General features: G+C 39.7%; 17 protein-coding genes and 1 other RNA gene. 10 read left to right on the top strand and 8 right to left on the bottom strand.

From position 1 onward, the window contains the following. Positions 1 to 26: 26 nt before the first annotated feature. The 6 genes from INP93_RS05940 to INP93_RS05915 all read right to left on the bottom strand — a co-directional run bounded on the left by INP93_RS05940 (position 27) and on the right by INP93_RS05915 (position 5,646). Positions 27 to 371 (bottom strand): ArsC family reductase, encoded by a 345-nt coding sequence (locus INP93_RS05940; protein WP_197544397.1) that lies wholly within the window; start codon positions 369 to 371, stop codon positions 27 to 29. A 154-nt stretch (positions 372 to 525) separates the two neighbouring features. Then, the gene (locus INP93_RS05935; protein ID WP_102703778.1) at positions 526 to 1,044 is read right to left on the bottom strand and encodes an opacity family porin; all 519 of its coding nucleotides are present in this window, start codon (positions 1,042 to 1,044) and stop codon (positions 526 to 528) included. Between the two features lie 50 nt (positions 1,045 to 1,094). Continuing rightward, on the bottom strand, positions 1,095 to 1,610 hold the full coding sequence (locus INP93_RS05930; RefSeq protein ID WP_197544396.1) for a SprT family zinc-dependent metalloprotease: 516 nt from the start codon (positions 1,608 to 1,610) through the stop codon (positions 1,095 to 1,097). A 56-nt stretch (positions 1,611 to 1,666) separates the two neighbouring features. Continuing rightward, entirely contained in the window at positions 1,667 to 2,821 is a 1,155-nt protein-coding gene (gene metK / locus INP93_RS05925) for a methionine adenosyltransferase (RefSeq protein ID WP_005696483.1), read from the bottom strand. Positions 2,822 to 3,001: 180 nt separating this feature from the next. Then, positions 3,002 to 4,678 carry a DNA repair protein RecN gene (recN, locus tag INP93_RS05920; protein WP_197544395.1) on the bottom strand — a complete coding sequence of 559 codons (1,677 nt, stop codon included), beginning with the start codon at positions 4,676 to 4,678 and terminating at the stop codon, positions 3,002 to 3,004. Between the two features lie 77 nt (positions 4,679 to 4,755). Then, entirely contained in the window at positions 4,756 to 5,646 is an 891-nt protein-coding gene (locus INP93_RS05915) for an NAD(+) kinase (protein ID WP_005696488.1), read from the bottom strand. A 130-nt stretch (positions 5,647 to 5,776) separates the two neighbouring features. Here INP93_RS05915 and grpE point away from each other — a divergent pair, with 130 nt between their 5' ends. From grpE to cydC, 9 genes are all read left to right on the top strand, one after another. Next, positions 5,777 to 6,352 carry a nucleotide exchange factor GrpE gene (gene grpE, locus INP93_RS05910; protein ID WP_014065056.1) on the top strand — a complete coding sequence of 192 codons (576 nt, stop codon included), beginning with the start codon at positions 5,777 to 5,779 and terminating at the stop codon, positions 6,350 to 6,352. Between the two features lie 267 nt (positions 6,353 to 6,619). Further along, positions 6,620 to 8,746: an anaerobic ribonucleoside-triphosphate reductase gene (nrdD, locus tag INP93_RS05905; protein ID WP_197544394.1), complete on the top strand. Its 2,127-nt coding sequence runs from the start codon at positions 6,620 to 6,622 to the stop codon at positions 8,744 to 8,746. Between the two features lie 74 nt (positions 8,747 to 8,820). After that, on the top strand, positions 8,821 to 9,402 hold the full coding sequence (locus INP93_RS05900) for a uracil-DNA glycosylase family protein (protein WP_197544393.1): 582 nt from the start codon (positions 8,821 to 8,823) through the stop codon (positions 9,400 to 9,402). 166 nt (positions 9,403 to 9,568) lie between these two features. Beyond that, on the top strand, positions 9,569 to 10,966 hold the full coding sequence (locus INP93_RS05895; RefSeq protein WP_197544392.1) for a DASS family sodium-coupled anion symporter: 1,398 nt from the start codon (positions 9,569 to 9,571) through the stop codon (positions 10,964 to 10,966). 134 nt (positions 10,967 to 11,100) lie between these two features. Beyond that, positions 11,101 to 12,411, top strand: coding sequence for a nucleobase:cation symporter-2 family protein (locus INP93_RS05890; RefSeq protein ID WP_197544391.1), 1,311 nt, complete (start codon positions 11,101 to 11,103; stop codon positions 12,409 to 12,411). A gap of 119 nt (positions 12,412 to 12,530) precedes the next feature. After that, positions 12,531 to 13,388: a co-chaperone YbbN gene (locus INP93_RS05885; RefSeq protein WP_197544390.1), complete on the top strand. Its 858-nt coding sequence runs from the start codon at positions 12,531 to 12,533 to the stop codon at positions 13,386 to 13,388. A gap of 89 nt (positions 13,389 to 13,477) precedes the next feature. Beyond that, complete coding sequence (trxB, locus tag INP93_RS05880) at positions 13,478 to 14,431, top strand: thioredoxin-disulfide reductase (RefSeq protein WP_005699879.1); 954 nt, start codon at positions 13,478 to 13,480, stop codon at positions 14,429 to 14,431. A gap of 117 nt (positions 14,432 to 14,548) precedes the next feature. Then, positions 14,549 to 16,309, top strand: coding sequence for a heme ABC transporter permease/ATP-binding protein CydD (gene cydD, locus INP93_RS05875; RefSeq protein ID WP_197544389.1), 1,761 nt, complete (start codon positions 14,549 to 14,551; stop codon positions 16,307 to 16,309). Next, a complete protein-coding gene (cydC, locus tag INP93_RS05870) occupies positions 16,309 to 18,039 on the top strand; it encodes a heme ABC transporter ATP-binding protein/permease CydC (RefSeq protein WP_197544388.1) in 1,731 nt (576 codons plus the stop codon). Before cydD ends, cydC begins: the two co-directional genes overlap by 1 nt. A 26-nt stretch (positions 18,040 to 18,065) precedes the next feature. Here the strand turns inward: cydC and ffs are convergent. Further along, positions 18,066 to 18,164: signal recognition particle sRNA small type (gene ffs / locus INP93_RS05865), an RNA gene on the bottom strand. 128 nt (positions 18,165 to 18,292) lie between these two features. Between ffs and nrdG the strand changes: the two genes are divergently transcribed. Next, positions 18,293 to 18,760 carry an anaerobic ribonucleoside-triphosphate reductase-activating protein gene (gene nrdG / locus INP93_RS05860; protein WP_111328542.1) on the top strand — a complete coding sequence of 156 codons (468 nt, stop codon included), beginning with the start codon at positions 18,293 to 18,295 and terminating at the stop codon, positions 18,758 to 18,760. Here nrdG and INP93_RS05855 read toward each other — a convergent pair. Continuing rightward, positions 18,757 to 19,545, bottom strand: coding sequence for a TatD family hydrolase (locus INP93_RS05855; protein ID WP_197544387.1), 789 nt, complete (start codon positions 19,543 to 19,545; stop codon positions 18,757 to 18,759). The genes nrdG and INP93_RS05855 overlap by 4 nt on opposite strands. Between the last annotated feature and the right edge of the window lie 10 nt (positions 19,546 to 19,555).

Below are 19,555 nucleotides of genomic sequence, written 5' to 3'. Positions count from 1 at the left end.
AAAAACTCCTAAGAAATACTGTTCTTTTAAGCAAATGCTGCAATATATTCTTTTTCGTCGAAGCCAATCAATGCCTTACCATCTTGCAAAATAATCGGGCGTTTGATTAACGTTGGATTTTCAGCTAATACGGAAAGTGCGGTAGATTTCGAGAGTGTATTTTTCACATTTTCATCAAGATTACGCCAAGTCGTACTACGTTTATTGACTAAATTTTCCCAACCAAATTGGGCTTCTGCTTGTTGTAAGAATTGAGTATCTAATCCATCTACACGGTAATCATGCAATTTATGTTCAATATTATGTTCAGCTAGCCACTTCAATGCTTTTTTCACCGTATCGCAGTTTTTAATGCCATAAACGATAATCATATTCTCACCTCTAAAAATAAAAAATCCTCGATTTCATTTAGAACGAGGATTTTAACTGCTACATGAATTAATCACAAATAGATTAACCTATACAAACTTATACATCCAAAAGAAAAAGTGCGGTGAAAATCAACCGCACTTTTCAAAAGGGAAATTAGAATTCGTAACCTACGCCCACTTTAGCGCCATAGTTATTCACTTTAGTATCGTCAAAGCTACCTAAACGGTTATATTCTAAACCACCGTTTGCATACACTTTGTCTGCTAATTTATATTTAGCACCCGCAACTACACCATAACCCACTTTGGTTTCAGAAGAACTTTTATAGCGTTGTTCTGCACGGTCTTCAAATTTGAAACGGTTAGCCGCAAGACGAGCACCAACATAAGGTTCAATTTGAGAGTTGGTATCGAAGTCATAGAATACTGTCGCACCTAAACCTTGAACCTGAGTACCTTGGAATTTACCGTGATGAGTATAATCACCTGCTACACGCACATTACCTAATTTGTAACCCACTGCAACACGAGGTTCAATTTTAGTTTTGCTTGAACCACCATTGCTTAATTTAGTTCTTGAAAGGCCAAGATCACCTTCCGCATATAAACCTGCATTTGCAGTTGAAGCAACCGCTAATGCACCGACAACGATAGCTAATAATGATTTTTTCATTGGATAACCCCTGTTATTTGATTGAAAACACTAGAAATATACCACACTGCTTATGAATTTTCACTATGAAAAACCAATTTTCCCTGACATTTTCGACATAAATAGGCAATTTTATCTCGTTGAATACGATTATGCCGACGAATAGTTAAGTAATGGGTCTGACATTCACATTGATAAGCAAACATTTTGCCTTGCACATTCTCTACATCAAATTGATGACAAGTATCAGCTGGAAGATTAAATAACTGAGTCATCACCGCTTGCCATTCCTGTCCATGCGGTTTCACTCGACCAAATACTTGATACACAATAAGATGGGCTAATTCATGGGGAACAACCTGACGAATAAATTCATCTGAGTTCTCAAGTAGCAAAGTGCGGTTAAATTTAATCTCATTTTTCTGCAAGTATGCGACGCCTGCCTTTACACCTCGCAAGTCATAACTGATTGTCGGGACTGGAAACTTCCTTTGAAAGTGATTTTCAGCGAGTTGTAATGTTTCTGCAAGCTTGCGTTGCACCTGCATTTTTAAATGCCGAAACTGAGTTTGAGATGACATCATCATACTAAGTAAACAAAAACCGCTAAATTAGCGGTTTTTATCATATACACTTAATTTACTTATTTAAGACCTGCTGCTGCACGTAATTCTTCAGCGCGATCTACTTTTTCCCATGGGAACTGTTCACGACCGAAGTGTCCATACGCAGCAGTTTGGCGATAAATTGGTTGAATTAAATTTAACATTTTAATTAAACCATAAGGACGCAAATCAAAGAATTCACGCACTAACTTAACTAATACTTCGTTTGATACTTTTCCTGTACCAAAGGTTTCTACCATGATAGAAGTTGGCTCTGCCACACCAATTGCATAAGAAAGTTGAATTTCACAACGATCTGCAAGGCCTGCCGCAACGATATTTTTTGCCACATAACGTGCTGCATAAGCCGCTGAACGGTCTACTTTTGATGGATCTTTACCAGAAAATGCACCACCACCATGACGAGCTGCGCCACCATATGTATCGACAATGATTTTACGACCTGTTAAGCCACAATCGCCCATAGGCCCGCCAATCACAAAACGGCCGGTTGGGTTGATGAAATATTTTGTTTGTTGAGATAACCATTCACTTGGCAAAATTGGCTTGATGATTTCTTCCATCACACCTTCGTAAATTTCTTTTTGTGACACTTCTTCACTGTGTTGTGTAGAAAGGACGACTGCATCCACACCCACGATTTTGTTATCTTCGTATTTTAAAGTAACTTGGCTTTTCGCATCAGGGCGTAACCAGGCTAATTTGCCACTTTTACGCACTTCTGCTTGTTTTTCCATTAAACGATGCGCATAAGTGATTGCCGCAGGCATCAAGACTTCCGTTTCATTTGTCGCATAACCAAACATAATCCCTTGGTCACCCGCGCCTTGGTCTAATGGATTCTCACGATCTACACCTTGGTTAATATCAGATGATTGCTTACCAATCGCATTTAATACCGCACAAGAATTGCCATCAAAACCCATCTCTGAGTGCTTGTAACCAATATCACAAATGACCTGGCGAGTGAGATTTTCAATATCAACCCATGCTGATGTCGTAATTTCCCCACCGACTAACGCCATCCCTGTTTTTACATAGGTTTCGCAAGCCACACGAGCTTTAGGATCTTGTTTTAAAATTTCATCAAGTACCGCATCAGAAATTTGATCGGCAATCTTATCTGGATGTCCTTCTGAAACCGATTCAGAAGTAAATAAATAGCTAGACATAAGTTCTCTTCTTTTGGATGTATTGACGTATAGACGGCTATAATACGCTTTTTTGACTAATAAGCAAGCATTCCTATCAAGTATTTTTGAAATGTGACAAGAAGAACCTAAGCTTTAACGACAGAATTCAGCTCATTAATGCATTAAATGGGCGACAAGCGCCCATTTATTTACCTGATTTTACTTCACTAAATCCAACATTTCTTGCGCATTCGCCAAGGCAAGCTCAGTAATTTCACTGCCACCGAGTAATCTTGCAAGAGCAGGAACGCGTTCTTCTTGAGAAAGTGCGGTCATTTTGGTTTCTGTTTTATCATCAACGGTAAATTTCTCAACATTAAATTGATGATGCCCATGACACGCCACTTGTGGTAAATGGGTCACACACAGTACTTGGCACTTATCGCCTAATTGACGCAACAATTTACCCACTACACTCGCCGTTTTACCGCTAATGCCAACATCAACTTCATCAAAAATTAACGTCGGAATCGCCGATTGATCGGACGTTAAGACTTGGATCACTAATGAAATGCGAGAAAGCTCACCACCAGATGCCACTTTTGCTAATGGTTGTGCTTGTTGTCCTAAATTACTACGTAAAGTAAAGACGATATTATCTGCCCCATTTGACGCAACTTTAGTTAAATCCGAATTCACTTCAATGAAAAACTCGGCATTCTCCATTGCAAGCCCTTTGATAGAATGTGTAACCTGCTGTGCTAATTTTCCTGCAGCTTGGCAACGACTTTCATGTAATTGTTTTGCCGTATGTTGCATTTTCTCAAAGGCAGCTTTTTCTTCTAAAATCAGGCGTTCTTCACTTTCTGAAAAATCTAAAAGTGCGGTCAATTCTGCTTTTAATTTTTGATGCCAATCCACCAATTCTTCTGGTTTCACATTGTGCTTACGTGCAAGTTGTAAAGCTTGCCCTAAACGTTGCTCAATCTCTTGTAATAACATCGGATCTTGCTCAATATGAGAAGCAAGATGCTGCACTTCACTTGTCGCCTCTTGCACTTGAATAAGTGCATCATTCAACATTGTTTGAACGGAAGCATAGCGAGGATCTAATTCGCTTAATTCATCAATGTACTGTGTCGCACGATAAAGCATCGAATCGATACTCACCGTCTCATTTTCACTGAGTAGCTGTAAGGCTGATTGTGATAACTGTGTCAGCTGTTCGCTATTTGATAGACGACGTTGATCCTCTTCCAATTCCAAATATTCATTTGGCCGAAGGGCAAACTCATCCAACTCCTCTACCTGATATTGTAAAAGCTGTTTCTTCGCTTCATTTTCAGCAACTTTTTGTTGAAAGGTTTTAACTTGCGTTTGAAGATTTTTCCACGCGCGATAATCTTCTCGCATTTGTGCGAGCAAATCATGGTGATGTGCAAATGTATCCACCAACTGAAGTTGGTAGTCATTTTTCAATAATAATTGTGAAGCGTGCTGTCCATTAATATGAATAAGATATTGTCCAATTTCTTTTAATTGGGAAGCCGATACTGGCGTGCTATTAATAAAGGCTTTAGAACGCCCATCTGCATTAATGACACGGCGTAAAATACAATCAGAGGGATTATCAGGATCTTGCAATTCTTGCTCTTGCAACCATTGATAAGCGGGGTTCGTTGGTTCAATAAAAAAGGTGGCGCAGATTTCGGCTCTTTCCTGCCCTTCTCGAACCATAGACGTTTCAATACGTTGCCCTAAGCATAACCCCAACGCATCAATAGCAATGGATTTTCCTGCGCCAGTTTCCCCCGTGATCACAGACATTCCTTTCGCTAATTCAATCTCTAATTGACGAACAATCGCAAAATTATTGATGGTAAGTTGGGTTAACATAAAAAAATCTCCTTAACTGTATATCCATATATTATAACTGTTGCAATATACAGTAAAGAGATTTTTAACTTTTTAGATTAGAAATTTTTAAGCCACCCTAATTTTGTACTTAATACATTGTAATAATTATAATTTTTCAGGTGTAATAGGCGCAGTTTATGCGGGCTTTTTTCAATATGAACGATATCATCAGGAGAAAAATCTAGCGCAATTTGACTATCACAGCCTAATTCCAACTGTGAAGTATTATGTTCCGCAAAACGAATTGAAATTTTACTGTCTCCATCAATCACTAATGGTCGAGAAGAAAGTGTGTGTGGGAACATCGGCACAAGGGCAATCGCATTTAAATTTGGCGTTAAAATCGGGCCGCCAGCGGAAAGCGAATAAGCGGTTGAACCCGTGGGAGTGGAAACAATCAAACCATCTGAACGTTGAGAAAAGGCGAATTTATCATTGATGTAAACATGGAAATCAATCATGTGCGCAATTTTAGCCGGATGAATCACCGCCTCATTTACGGCATTGCTACTGGAGATAATTTCGCCGTTTCGTTCAATTTTAGCTTCCAATAAAAAACGCTCTTCCACAAAAAACTCACCATGTTCTAAACACGCTTCGAGCTGTGCATAAGCATTTTTCGGGTCAATATCGGTCAAAAAGCCTAAGTTGCCTCGGTTAATACCAATCATTGGAATATTATATTTAGCCAAAATGCGAGCACGCCCTAGCATATTGCCATCACCACCGATTACAATCACGAGTTGAGCTTGCTCTCCAATTTCTTCAACCGTTGCTAACACCTCTTCCGGTAAACCGAATTTTTCACCCACCTCTTTTTCGACTAAAACTTGATATCCTCGCTCTTTCAGCCATTGATACAAGTTTTTATGCATTTGCAAATTAATGTCGCGACGTGGTTTTCCCATCAAGGCGATGGTTTTAAATGACTTGACTAATTCATCCATAACTATGATTGCTCCCAAGTGCAAACTCATCGATTTCTGACCGCACTTGAATTTAAAATTTTAGCCATTATATTACATAGCAATTCAGTTTTGCTAAAATAGCACTAATTTTTGATAAATGGAGAAAAAGATGTCAGAACAAGCACAAAACTTAAATGAAAATGAAGAACTTGTTGAAGAAGTTCAGCAAGAAACCACCGCAACGGAAGATCCGTTAGAAGAAGCGATCGCTCGCGTACAAGAACTTGAAGAACAATTAAAAGCACAAGTAGAAGAAACCTCTAAAAAAGAGCAAGATTTATTGCTCCGTACGCGTGCTGAAATTGATAATATGCGTCGTCGTAGTGAACAAGACATCGAAAAAGCACATAAATTTGCGCTCGAAAAATTCTCAAAAGACATTTTAAATACCATTGATAACTTAGAGCGTGCGCTTGCAACGCCTGCCAATAAGGAAGATGAAAACATCAAAGCCTTATTCGATGGCGTCGAGCTGACTTTAAAAGAGTTACTCTCAACAGTTTCTCGCTTTGGTGTCGAGCCTGTTGGTGCAGTAGGTGATACCTTTAATCCGGATCTTCACCAAGCTATCTCTATGCAACCAGCAGAAGGCTTTACAACTAATCAAATCACCACCGTTTTACAAAAAGGTTATACCTTAAATGGTCGAGTGATTCGCCCAGCCATGGTAATGGTTGCAGCTTAATTTCTTTTCTATGACTTAAAGAGCGGACGATTTTTCGTCCGTTTTTTTATTGCCAAAAATCTTGACATAGATCAAATTTATTAAAAAATAATTTGAGAATAATTCTCAATAAAAACTCTCTTGATTTCCAGATTTAGCAAGGTCACTCCACAATTTTAAGCATCAAAAAACATAAAATAACACTACATATTGTGTATTGATCTATTAAATAAAACTATATATAGTGCTTTCGTTTTTTTTAAAGTTAGCCTATATAGGAGTCATAAAATGAATGCTTTCTTCGTGATTAAGCGTGATGGTTCACGAATTGGGTTTGACCTACAACGTATTACTAATGCAATCAGAAAAGCGGCAAGTGCGGTCAATATTGTTGATGAAATTTATATCCATGAGCTGAGTCAGCGAACTAATACCGAGATTTTTAGTCACTATCAGCATGAAATTGATATCAACCAGATTCAAAAAATCGTTGAAGATCACTTAATGACAAGCAAGTATCCACAAATTGCACGTGCTTATATTGAATATCGTCACGATCGCGACCTTGCTCGTGAAAAACGCAGCCAATTAACCAAAGAAATTGAAGGTCTGATTGAACAAAGCAACGTGGAATTACTCAATGAAAACGCGAATAAAGATGCAAAAGTGATCCCGACCCAGCGTGATTTACTGGCAGGTATTGTGGCCAAACATTATGCCAAACGTCACATTCTGCCAAGAGATGTTGTTGAAGCCCATGAAAAAGGTGAAATCCACTATCACGACTTAGATTACGCGCCATTTTTCCCGATGTTTAACTGTATGCTGGTTGATCTAAAAGGCATGCTTTCGCATGGCTTTAAAATGGGTAATGCTGAAATTGAACCGCCTAAATCTATCGGCACAGCAACAGCGGTTACTGCACAAATTATTGCTCAAGTAGCCAGCCATATTTATGGCGGTACAACCATTAATCGCATTGATGAAGTGCTTGCGCCTTATGTTCAACTCAGTTTTGAAAAACATTTGAAAAACGCTGCACAATGGCAAATTCCGGATGCGGAAGGTTATGCCAAAGCGCTAATCGAAAAAGAATGTTTTGATGCGTTTCAATCCCTTGAATATGAAGTTAACACGCTCCATACGTCCAATGGTCAAACGCCGTTTGTTACCTTTGGTTTTGGCCTAGGCACAAGTTGGCAAGAACGTTTAATTCAGCAATCAATTTTAAAAAATCGTATTCGTGGTTTGGGTAAAAATCATAAAACACCGGTCTTCCCTAAGCTGGTCTTTACCATTAAAAAAGGCGTGAACCAAAACGAACAAGATTCAAACTATGATATTAAAAAACTGGCATTAGAATGTGCTTCAAAACGCATGTATCCAGATATTTTAAACTATGATCAAGTGGTTAAAGTCACTGGCTCATTCAAAGCCCCAATGGGTTGTCGTAGCTTCTTGGGTGCTTATGAAGAAAACGGTCATGAAGTGCATGATGGTCGCAATAATTTAGGTGTGGTGAGTTTGAACCTTCCTCGCATTGCTCTTGAAGCACAAGGAAATGAAGAAAAATTCTACCGCACTTTAGATGAACGCTTAGCCCTAGCCAAGAAAGCCTTGCTTACCCGTATTGCTCGCTTAGAAAATACCAAAGCCCGTGTCGCGCCAATTCTTTATATGGAAGGTGCTTGCGGTGTTCGATTAAAAGCTGATGATAACGTTGCCGATATTTTCAAAAATGGCCGAGCATCAATTTCTTTAGGCTATATTGGCATTCACGAAACCATCAATGCGCTGTATAAAAAAGGACATATTTTTGACGATGAACAACTACGTGAAAAAGGCATCGCGATTGTGCGTCGTTTAAGCGAAGCGGTAAAACAATGGCAGAAAGAAACCGGCTATGCATTTAGTCTTTATTCCACACCAAGTGAAAACTTGTGCGATCGCTTCTGTCGTTTAGATACCAAACAATTTGGTGTCATTGAAGGTGTTACCGATAAAGGTTACTACACTAACAGCTATCACTTAGATGTAGAGAAAAAAGTAAATCCATACGATAAATTAGACTTTGAAATGCCTTATCCTGAATTAGCAAGTGGTGGCTTCATTTGTTATGGCGAATACCCTAACATTCAACATAACCTGAAAGCACTCGAAGATGTATGGGATTATAGCTATGATCGCGTGCCTTATTACGGCACCAACACGCCAATTGATGAATGTTACGAATGTGGTTTCACAGGAGAATTTAATTGTACAAGTAAAGGTTTTGTTTGTCCGAAATGTGGCAACCATGACAGTGCAAAAGTCTCCGTAACCCGACGGGTTTGTGGTTATCTCGGCAGTCCTGATGCTCGTCCATTCAATGCGGGCAAACAGGAAGAAGTAAAACGTCGAGTGAAACACCTATAACGTCACAACATTGATTATGATAAAATAGCTCATCAAAAGTGAGCTATTTTTATTTCAATAAATAAGGAAGTACCATGCCAACACTTACACAAATTACGCAATCCATTATGCAAGATCCCGACAATCAATCTTTTACTTCACAAGGCATTGAACCGCTTTTTGCCGCACCAACCACGGCTCGTATTAATATTGTCGGACAAGCCCCCGGAATTAAAGCGCAAGAAAGTCGTTTATATTGGAATGATAAAAGCGGTGATCGCCTACGTGAATGGCTAGGTGTGGATCGCGATACCTTTTATCATTCTGGTATGTTTGCTGTCATCCCGATGGATTTTTATTACCCTGGCAAAGGAAAATCCGGTGATTTACCACCGCGCAAAGGTTTTGCGGAAAAATGGCATCCAGCAATTCTCGCTAATCTACCCAATATTGAGTTGACGATTCTCATTGGACAATATGCACAAAAATATTATTTACCAGAAAACGAGCTTAATGTGACTGAAACGGTTCACCATTTCCGTGATTTTCTCCCTCACTTTCTCCCGCTCGTTCATCCTTCTCCACGCAACCAAATTTGGCTCAAGAAAAATCCGTGGTTTGAACAAGAAATAGTACCAACATTACAAAAGCAAGTGAAAGTGATTTTATCCCGTTAAACAAATATTCCACGAATAAAGAGCGGTCAAAAATATCTGATTTTGACCGCTCTTTGCTTTAATACTAATCAATTTTTAGTACCTCCCTATTTTCTGATTAAACGCACTTATGCTAGAATCGCCAACTTCTTAAAATATATAGAAAAAATATATAGGAAAAAAATATATGCAACAAACCCCTATTACGGACTCGCAATCTAAAGCTTTGAATAAAAATGCAGTAGTATTCCTTGCTGATGTGATTCTCTTTTTTGTTTTATTAAACGTCCTTCCTTTTGAGCCTGCTGCCAATAAAGGCTTGGCATTATTGGCATTCGTGGCTATTTTGTGGTTAACAGAAGCGGTAAACGTGACTATCACGGCGCTATTTGTTCCTATTTTGTCTGTGTTACTCGGATTGGTAAATAGTCGAGAGGCGCTTGTTGCCTTTGCTGATCCTACCATTTTCTTATTCTTTGGTGGTTTTGCGATTGCTACCGCATTAAATGTGCAAAAGATCGACAAAATGATTTCTAATAAAATCATGCAATTAGCAAAAGGTCGTCTCTTTGTTGCTGTGCTTTACCTTTTCTTAGCAACCGCATTTTTATCTATGTGGATGAGTAATACAGCGACTGCAGCGATGATGATTCCGCTTTCAATGACCATTCTGAGTCAATTAGATCAAAAAGAAGAACATAATACTTATGTATTTGTGCTTTTAGGGATCGCTTATAGTGCGACCATCGGTGGAATGGGAACACTTGTGGGAAGCCCGCCTAATGCCATTGCTGCTTCACAGCTCCATTTAGACTTTGCTGACTGGTTAATGTATGGCACACCAGTGATGTTAATTTTATTCCCGCTTATTATTGGTTGGTTATATATTGTATTTAAACCAAAATTAGGCCTTCATTTTGCTGCTGAATTTGAAAAAATTCACATGACTAAACAACGTGTTTTAACGTTGGTCATTTTTATCACTGTAGCAATTCTGTGGATTTTTGGTGGGTACCTTAACCCAATTATTTCTCAATCATTAGGTTTGCCAAAATCTATTGGCAGCTTTGACAGTATGGTTGCACTCTCCGCAGCAATTGTCATTTGTGTAACGGGTATCGCAAGTTGGAAACAAGTGCAAGAAAATACAGAATGGGGGGTGCTGTTCCTCTTCGGTGGCGGTTTAACCTTAAGCTCGGTATTAACTCAGTCTGGCGCAAGTAAAATCATGGCAGATGGTATTGTCTTCATTATTGAAGGCGGTCACTACTATGTGATGGCATTAATTGTTGCAGCCTTTATTGTCTGCTTAACTGAGTTTACGTCAAATACAGCCAGTGCAGCTTTACTGGTTCCAATCTTTATTTCGATTGCACAAGCACTGAATATGCCACCGCTTGGTTTTGCGATGATTATCGGCTTAGGGGCATCTTGTGCTTTTATGATGCCGGTTGGTACCCCACCGAATGCGATTGTGTACTCAACAGGTTTTGTTAAACAATCCGAAATGATCCGCGTGGGTAAATTTATTGATTTAACCTGTATGCTAATTATCGGGACAATCGCTTATATCTTCTGGATGTAACCTTTAAAACCTAATAAGTGCGGTTAAAAACAAGATGATTTTTAACCGCACTTTTTTATTTTATCTACGCAAACGTTTGCCTAAAATAAAAATTAACGTATAATTCGCACAATTTTTTTACTTAGGGAAACCAAATGAATAACAACCTGCTTTATACAGTGGAAGACAAACCACCTTTCGGATTGAGTTTACTCCTTGCCGCACAGCATTTACTCGCCGCACTAGGGGGAATTATTGCTGTACCATTGGTCATTGGTAACGTCTTAAAATTACCGACTGAAGATACCATTACATTAGTTAATGCAGCACTTTTAATTTCTGGTGTAGTAACCGTTATCCAATGTAAAGGCTTGGGGCCTATTGGTATTCGTTTACCAAGTGTGATGGGGACCAGTTTTACTTTCGTTGCTGCTGCACTTGCCATCGGTTTCAGTGAATATGGCATCGCTGGTATTTTAGGTTCTTCTCTCATTGGTTCCTTAGTGATGATTATCGGCAGTTTCTTCATGCCATATATTCGTAAATTGTTCCCACCACTTGTGACAGGGACTGTTGTCATGATGATCGGCTTAAGCCTTATTCCAGTTGCGGTTGACTGGTTTGCAGGTGGTCAACGTGGTGATGCGAATTATGCGACGCCAGAAAATTTAATGATGGCGAGCTTTGTCTTAGTGATCGTGGTCGCTCTCGTGCAATGGGGTAAAGGGATTTTCTCTGCAGCCGCCATCGTTATTGGGATGATGACTGGTTATATCGTTTGTTTAGCCATGGGCTGGGTAAGCTTTGAAGGCGTAAAACAAGCACAAACTTTCGCGATTCCACAACCTCTACACTTTGGTTTAGCCTTCCCTATTTCAGGCATTATCGGTATGTCTATTGCCTATTTAGTGACGATCGTTGAATCAAGCGGTAACTTCTTAGCCCTAGGTAATGCCACCAAAACCGAAATCACTGGCAGACATTTACGCGGCGGAGTTTTAGCTGATGGTTTAGGATCAGCCTTAGCCGCCATTATGTCCACCACGCCATTCTCGTCATTCTCACAAAATATCGGCGTGATTTCCTTAACTGGCGTAGCAAGTCGTCACGTGGTTGCACTAACCGGTGTGCTTCTCGCTTTAGCCGGTTTATTCCCTGTATTCGGTGCATTAATTGTATCAATTCCATTACCAGTATTAGGCGGTGCAGGCTTAATGATGTTCGCGATGATTATCGCTGCGGGTATTCAAATGTTGGATAAAGTCGCACGTAGTAAACGCAATGGTTTAATCATCGCCATTTCTATTGGCTGTGGCTTAGCGGTGACAACTCGTCCTGAATTGCTTGATAAATTACCGCACTTTTTCAAAGAAGTGCTCGGTTCAGGCATTACCGTAGGCTCATTACTTGCCTTAATTCTTAACCTTATGCTTCCAGAAGATAAAGCGGAAGAAACAAAAGAATAAAAATAGATTGCGAATAAGGGCGGATTAACACTGCCCTTTTCTTTTCCTGTAAAACATTTCTAAAACTGACCGCACTTTGTTAAAATCAGGCATCATTTTCCATTTATCAAGGAATAAAAATGGCAGATTTACCTTTCTTCGTTGAGCTCAACGAACAAAACCTTACTGAAACGTTGCAACGTTCTGTTGAAACACCACTTGTCATTAACTTTTATGCGCCAAGCCATAAAGAATCAGCTGATTTTGCAACAGTCCTACAACGTGTTGCAGAACAACATCAAGGACAATTTATCCTCGGCTTAGTCAATTGTGAAACAGAGCAAATGATTGCTGCTCAATTTCGTATTCAAGCGTTACCAACAACCTATCTTTTCAAAGAGGCTCAAGCAATAGATGCATTCCCTGGTGCATTAGATGAAGCCAGCTTATTGCAACGTTTGAGTGCGATTTTGCCAAAAGAAGAAGATTTAAAATTCCAAAAAGCCTTGGATTTTTTACAAGTAGAAGATTACAACTCGGCCCTTCCATTACTGAAAGATGCCTGGGAGCTTTCTGATAAGAAAAACAGCGATGTGGCATTACTTTATGCGGAAACCTATATCGCCATGAAAAAAACAGAGCCTGCGGCAGATATTTTAGCGCAAATCCCTATTCAGGATCGCGATAGCCGTTGGCATGGATTACAAGCGCAGATCGAACTTTTAATTAAAGCCGCTGATACGCCAGAAATTCAGCAATTACAAGCAGATTATGCAAAAAATCCAACGCCTGAAATTGCGTTGAAATTAGCAGTACAGCTACATCAGGCTAATCGAAACGAAGAAGCATTGGATTTATTATTTAGCATTCTTAAACAAGATCTTTCTGCGGAAAATGGTGAAGTAAAACAACAGTTTTTATCTATTTTATCAGCCATTGGCAATGCGGATCCTATCACCAATAAATATCGCCGATTGCTGTATTCATTGCTTTACTAATACGATCAACTATTTTTTTATGCATGAAGGCTTTATAATGAACGAATTCCAAAAGCCTCATGCTTTATTTTATAAACAAAGGATTCTTTATGTCAGACGTTAAACACAGCAAATTATTAATTTTAGGTTCAGGCCCTGCAGGTTATACCGCCGCTATTTATGCCGCACGTGCAAACTTAAAACCTGTTTTAGTGACCGGTCTTCAACAAGGCGGGCAACTTACTACCACGGATGAAATTGAAAACTGGCCAGGTGATTTTGAAATGACCACGGGTCCAGGTTTAATGCAACGTATGTTGCAACATGCTGAAAAATTTGAAACAGAAATCGTGTTTGATCATATCAATAAAGTCGATTTATCTTCTCGCCCATTCAAACTTTATGGCGATATGCAAACCTTTACTTGTGATGCATTAATCATCGCAACAGGCGCATCAGCACGTTATATCGGATTAGAATCTGAAACCGCTTATAAAGGCCGTGGTGTTTCTGCTTGTGCAACCTGTGATGGTTTCTTCTATCGCAATAAACCGGTTGCTGTTGTGGGTGGCGGAAATACCGCGGTTGAAGAAGCGCTTTATTTAGCTAATATTGCTTCTGAAGTGCACTTAATCCACCGTCGCGATAGCTTCCGTGCGGAAAAAATCTTAATCGATCGCTTATACAAAAAAGTCGAAGAAGGCAAAATCGTGCTTCATACTGACCGCACTTTGAATGAAGTGTTAGGCGATAACATGGGCGTAACTGGTGTACGTTTAGAAAACGTGAAAACTGGCGAAAAAGAAGACGTGAAATTAGACGGTTTATTTATTGCTATCGGTCATGCACCAAACACTGAAATCTTCCAAGGTCAGCTTGAACTTAATAATGGTTATATTGTGGTTAAATCAGGTCTTGAAGGCAATGCTACAGCGACCTCTGTAGAAGGCGTATTTGCTGCAGGTGATGTGATGGATCATAACTATCGTCAAGCCATTACTTCAGCAGGTACAGGCTGTATGGCTGCATTAGATGCTGAACGTTATTTAGATGCACAAGAATAAGTGCGCTAAATTCTCATGTAAGGTGCGTAAAACAAGGTTTCACGCACCTATTATTTTTCAAAGGTAGATTTTTTAATCCTCCATCCAACTGATCCTATCCTAGGATAAATAAAAACAATGGATAAACTTCGCCAAAAATATTTACAAAAATGGCTTCGTGCGCAGCAACAACCTGTTAAAAAATTAATGCGCACCAATATTGCCCTTGCCACACTGTCATCCTTAATTCTGGTGGCTCAAACCTATTTTCTTGCGACATTGCTCGACAAGCTCATTATGCAACATGTCGATCGCGCTGAACTGGTTCCCTATTTTATTGCATTAATCATTACTTTTGCTTTGCGTGCGGTCATTTTATGGCTACGCGAAAAAATTGGCTTTAAAGCAGGTCGATTACTACGCAACCATATGCGCCAAAAGATCTTAGACAAAATCCATCAAGTTGGTCCTGCAACTATCAATAATAAACCAGCCGGTAGTTGGGCAAGCATTATGCTTGAACAAGTGGAAAATCTGCATAACTTCTATGCGCGTTTCTTACCACAACAAAGTTTGTCTGCCATTGTACCAATGGTGATTTTAATTGCTGTATTCCCACTCAACTGGGCGGCTGGATTGATTTTGATGGTCACTGCACCGCTTGTGCCTATTTTTATGATTCTGGTAGGGATTGCGGCAGCAGATAGCAGCCAAAAAAATATGGCTACCCTTTCTCGCTTAAGTGCTCAATTTTTGGATCGCTTACGTGGTTTAGAAACCTTGCGTCTTTTCAACCGCACTTCAGAACAAACTCAACATATTGAAAATACAACAGAAGACTTCCGTGAAACGACCATGACTGTACTTAAAATGGCGTTTCTCTCTTCTGCCGTGTTAGAGTTTTTCACCTCCATTTCCATTGCTTTAATGGCGGTGTATTTTGGTTTTAGCTATTTAGGTCAAGTCGAATTTGGTACTTATGGCACCACGCTGACCTTATTTACCGGCTTTTTCTGCTTAATTCTGGCACCAGAGTTTTATCAACCATTGCGTGATCTTGGGACTTACTACCACGATCGTGCAGCAGGTATTGGTGCTGCTGATGCTATTGTCGATTTCTTAGAAACAGATTATTTAATTGCACATCAAGGCAATGAACAAATTCCAGCACAAAGTGCGGTCGAAATTCAGGCTGAAAATTTAGTGGCGCTTTCTCCACAAGGTCAACCATTAACGAAGCCTCTTTCATTCCATATTCCGAAAGAAAGCCATATTGCCCTTGTGGGCCAAAGTGGTGCAGGAAAAACCTCTTTAATCAATGTATTACTCGGTTTCTTACCTTATGAAGGCAGATTAAAAATTAACGGTGTGGAACTTAATCAAAGCCGTTTAAGCGACTGGCGTAAACAAATTGCGTGGGTAGGTCAAAACCCATTACTGCTACAAGGTAGCATCAAAGAAAACCTGCTTTTAGGCGATATTCAAGCAACTGAAGAGCAAATTGAGCAAGCCTTGATTTCTGCGCAAGCGAAAGAGTTTACCGAGAAATTAGGCTTGGAGAGCGAAATTAAAGATGGTGGGATTGGAGTATCCGTAGGTCAAGCTCAACGCTTAGCTATCGCACGCGCTTTACTACGCAAAGGCAATTTATTATTACTCGATGAGCCAACGGCTAGCCTTGATGCTCAGTCTGAAAATCTGGTACTTGCTGCCCTTGCAGAAATGAGCCATAACCAAACCACCTTAATGATCACACACCGTATTGAAGATCTAAAACAATGCGACAACATTTTAGTGATGCAAGAAGGTGAAATTGTTCAACAAGGCCATTTCAACCAATTAAAAGATCAAGGCTTCTTTGCCGAATTATTGGCTCAACGAAAAGAGGATATTCAATAATGCGTGCCTTACTTCCCTTTTTACGTTTATTTAAATTCGCCAAGTTGCCTTTATTTTTAGGCTTGGTTTTAATGATCACTGGCCTCGCATCCAGTATTGGCTTGCTAACTACTTCAGGTTGGTTTTTAGCGGCAACAGCAATTGCAGGTCTTGGCACGTTATTTAATTTCTTCTATCCATCTGCTTCTGTACGTGGACTTGCCATCAGTCGCACCCTTTTCCGCTATTTCGAAAAGTTGGTCACTCACGATGCGACTTTCCGCATCTTGGCTAAATTACGGGTACAAGTTTTTGAGAAGATTATCCCCTTAAGCCCTGCGGTGTTAAATCGTTATCGTAACAGCGATTTATTAAACCGCTTAGTGTCTGATGTAGATACCCTGGATAGTCTCTATCTTCGCTTAATTGCGCCTTTTATTACGGCTATTTTTGTGATTCTAGCTATGTGCATTGGTCTAAGTTTCGTCAATGTACCTTTAGCCTTAGGTCTAGGTGTGAGCCTACTTTTATTGGTATTGGTTATTCCAACCATTTTCTACCAACTTGGTAAAAGATTTGGTGACAAACTCGTGCATTCACGTGCACTTTATCGCACGCAATTCTTAGAGTTTATTCAAGCTCAAGCGGAATTATTGCTCTTTAATGCCGAAGATAAATTGAAAGATACCATGGCTAAAACTGAGGCTAACTGGCAAGCAGACCAGCAAAAAGAAGCCAATTTAAGTGGATTTTCAACCGCTCTTTCACTCTTCTTAAATGGTTTGATTATTGCCGCAATGTTGTGGTTTAGCTCACAAGCTGAGTTTGGTAACGATGAATACCGTATGGCGTTTATTGCGCTTTTCACTTTTGCTGCTTTAGCTTCATTTGAAATCTTAATGCCATTAGGCTCGGCATTCTTACATATCGGGCAAGTAATTGCTTCAGCTGAACGTGTAACTGACATTATCGAACAGCAACCATTAGTGACCTTTAATGGCAAAGCAGAGTTCGATCAAAACGCCACAACATTAATTGAAGCGAAAGATCTTTCTTTCACTTATCCTGAACGTCAAAATCGTGCTTTAGAAAATTTGAATTTAACCATTCAAAAAGGTAAAAAAGTCGCAATTTTAGGTAAAACAGGTAGCGGAAAATCTACGCTATTACAGCTTTTAGTGCGTAATTATGATGCCAATCAAGGAGAATTATTCCTTGCTGGCAAGCCAATTGCTGATTATGCAGAAAATACATTACGCAGCCAATTCTGCTTTTTAACGCAACGTGTTCATGTATTTAGCGATACACTTCGTCAAAATCTGCAATTCGCAAGTGCGGTCAATATTCCTGATGAAAAAATGATCGAGGTGTTAAATCAAGTTGGTTTAGGCAAATTGTTGGAACAAGAACAAGGCTTAGATATTTGGTTAGGTGATGGCGGTCGTCCACTATCTGGTGGAGAACAGCGTCGTTTAGGCTTAGCGCGTATTTTGCTTAATGATGCGCCAATTTTATTATTAGATGAGCCAACTGAAGGTTTAGACCGCGAAACTGAACGCCAAATTCTGCGTTTAATTCTTGCCCATGCTGAAAATAAAACCTTAATTATGGTGACTCACCGCTTAACGGCGATTGAGCAATTTGATGAACTTTGTGTGATTGATGAAGCGAAGCTAATTGAAAAAGGCACTTATGCAGAATTATTGCAATTAGAAAAAGGTTTCTTCAAACAATTAGTAGAGCGAGTGTAAAATAAGAAAGGATAAGTTGGGTGGAAATCTTCCCAGCTTATTCTCGGCACACAGAAATTCCGACTTTGGCTGCTTTCTTCCGAACCTGACCGAGTAAACCGGACACCGTTGCGAGAGACCGAGAAGATTTCCATTGATATCGCAATGCGATTAGGTGGGCTATTATGCAAGAATTGGCTCGGTATTGCAAAGGTTAATTTATCAATTCGGTGAATTTGACGAGAAAATCAACCGCACTTTTAAGGCAAAAACCATGAACTATCTCCAATACTACCCTACTGATGTTGTAAATGGCGAAGGCACCCGTTGTACCCTTTTCGTTAGCGGTTGTACGCATGGTTGCCGTGGTTGCTACAATCAAAAGAGCTGGTCTTTTGATAATGGCGTATTATTTGATGAAGCGATGGAACAACAGATTATCAATGATTTAAAAGATACGCGCATTAAACGTCAAGGGCTCACGCTTTCAGGTGGGGATCCGATGCATCCTCGTAATGTTGAAGCTTTACTTCCTTTTGTAAAACGGGTAAAAAAAGAATGCCCCGATAAGGACATTTGGGTGTGGACGGGATATAAACTCGACGAACTTGATGATTATCAACGTCAAATGTTGCCTTATATTGACGTGCTCATTGATGGAAAATTTATACAAGAACAGGCTGACCCAAGCTTAGTTTGGCGTGGTTCAGCCAATCAAGTGATTTATCGTTTTAAGGTTTAACCGAATAAGGTTAAGCTATTCTGCCAAGCCGTTTCTTTAATCACTTCAGCATTTTCGCTTCTTAAACGACATAACGCCTCAAAGGTGTGAACAATCCGTTCTGGTCGATTAGGTTGTCCTTGAAAACCAAACACCGGCATATCTGGTGTATCCGTTTCTAACACCAACGCCTCTAATGGCAACTTCGCAATCGCTTGGCGCGTTTTATTCGCGCGTTCATAAGTAATAGTGCCGCCTACGCCAATTTTATAGCCTAAATCCACAAATCGTTTTGCTTGATCGTAACTTCCTGAAAAACCATGCACCACACCACATTTTGTCAAATTAGCCTGTTTCAAAAAGCGGAATAATTGCTCGTGGGATTTACGACTATGTAAATTGATCGACAGATTGTATTTCTTCGCTAAATAAAGCTGACTTTCCAAAAAGTGCTGCTGCTTTTGCCATAATTCATCCGTTAATAAATCTGGAATCGCACATTCTAAGCCTATTTCTGCTACGGCTGTACAATTTTGATTACGAACGGATAATGCCGCATCCAATATCTCTAAATCATGCTCTTGATGCTCTTTGATATAAAGAGGATGTAATCCAAGTCCACAATAAAGATGCTCAGGAAAAAGTACGGTCATATTTTGGATCGTTTTAAAATCCGACTCTTTTACCGCCACAATCAAGATTTTCTGCACATCAGCTTGCTTAGCGTTATCCACCAGCTGAGCTAATGGCTCACCAGTATCATGATGAAGATAATCAAGATGGGTATGTGTATCGAAGAAAGGCATCGTGTTATTT

Source organism: Haemophilus parainfluenzae, from assembly GCF_014931415.1.
Lineage (GTDB): Bacteria > Pseudomonadota > Gammaproteobacteria > Enterobacterales > Pasteurellaceae > Haemophilus_D > Haemophilus_D parainfluenzae_AF.
Note: the sequence above shows the minus strand (reverse complement) of the source record. Positions and strands in the feature narration are given on the sequence as shown.